Source organism: Veillonella sp. oral taxon 780 str. F0422 (genome assembly GCF_000221605.1).
In the GTDB taxonomy this organism is placed as follows: Bacteria; Bacillota; Negativicutes; order Veillonellales; family Veillonellaceae; genus F0422.
This window is the reverse complement of record NZ_AFUJ01000035.1, coordinates 1-1785: the sequence shown is the minus strand read 5'-3', so window position 1 is coordinate 1785 and position 1785 is coordinate 1. Positions and strand designations below refer to the sequence as shown.

The 1785-nt window shown below is 38.7% G+C and carries 1 pseudogene; it reads right to left on the bottom strand.

Annotation, left to right across the window (positions count from 1 at the left end):
- A pseudogene (locus tag HMPREF9200_RS04255) lies at positions 1 to 1785 on the bottom strand (hypothetical protein); the annotation flags it as partial.

Here is a 1785-nt window from a genome sequence, read left to right as displayed (position 1 = left end):
CACTAGGTTATCTTTGCCATTACCAGCGATTTCTTTGATATTACCAAGGTTTTCTGCTAATTTCACATCAAGGTCATTGTTGTTTTTCACAACTTTGATGTTGTTTGTTTCAGCATCTGTACGAGTGAAGTTTTCTGCACCTTTGATTGTCAAAGTAGTACCTAAGTCACGGTGTACCTTGCCAGCATCTGTTGTATCGTTACCTGTGAAATCTAATCCTTTAGTAGCAAGTGTAGTGTTCGCATTGTTGATACGACCATCTAATTTAGAAATCGCATCACCTACATTATTTACTGCTTCTGTCGTATTGCTACCATCATCTTTGGTGATGTTGTATGTAGGGCCTGTGAATACACCGTTTTCTACTTTAGCACCACCGCCTAATGCTGTAGCTAAATCAGATTTAACAGTGTTCAATTGTCCACCGTTTACAGCTTCTTTGGAGTCTGCGGCTACTTTGCCATCTGCGATGTTGGACAAGGTAGTTGGCGCTGTAGTTTCTCCATTAGGATTTACCACACGAGCTTGTGGAGTTGTCACTTCTTCTGGTTTTTTACCTTTGTTTTCCTCAGCAGTTTTTACAGTACCGTCAGCTTTTACTTCATCAACTTTATAGTATTTACCATCTTTTGCTTTTACCACACGGTCACCAGCATCATTAGTATATACCACAGATCCAGCTTCACCATTACGCAATGCATTCACTTTATCTGTTAATGTTTTATCGTTTAAACCATCTTTGCCAGTTAAGCCTTGTGCACCAGATGTGCCATCTTTACCATCACGACCATTAGATGCTGTATCACCAAGTTTAGCTAATTTGTCTGTCACTTTTTCATCTAAGGATAAAGTAATAGTTCCATTGTTAGCCACAGTTTTGATTTGATCAGCTGTACCCGCTACTTTTAAAGTACCTGTGGCCAATGGTAAGTTCAAGTGATTATCACCAGCTGCTGCACCTTCGTTAGTATCACCAGCATAACGTAGATTTGCATTATTAGTTACTGTTGTATTTAAGTTAGTAATTGCATCATCTACATATTTTTTATTCGCTGCATCTTCATCTGCTTCTGCTTTAGCTACATTGGTAACTTTCATGCCACCAGCATTGATGCCATCTTTACCGATTGTAACAGTTTTAGTTTCACCCGCTGCTCCATCTGCACCTGCTGCAGTATTAGCGATAGATACACCATTTGCTCCTAAAGTAATTTTACTACCTGGTTTTCCGTCTGCATCAGCATTAGTGATAGAAGTAATATTCTTCAAGTCACTAGCAAGTTTTACATTTAATGTATCTACTGCCGTGCCATCTTTTTTCACAGTGATATTATTTTGACCGTGGATATTTAAAGTTTCTCCTAATTTACGAGTTACTTTATCTGCTGTTGCATCATCACCAGCAAAAGTCATACCTTTTTCAACAATACCATCTACTTTACCTTCTAAAGTTGTTACTTTTCCTGCTGTTTCAGAGATTTTTGTATTTTGTCCCTTGTTCGCTGCATCTAGTTTTTCGATGGCCTCTTTAATAGTTCCAGCATTTTCAGCAGTACCTTCCGCATTAGTAATACTGAAAGTTGGTCCTGTAATTTTGCCATTTTCATTAATTGTTGTACCACCGATGATAGCACCAATTTCAGATTTAGCAGTATGTAATTGACCGCCGTTCACAGCATCTTTAGAATTAGCTGCTACTTTTCCATCAGCGATGTTGGACAATTTAGTTGTACCACCAGTTGTTGTACCATCTGGGTTAACCACACGAGCTTCTACAGTAGTAGC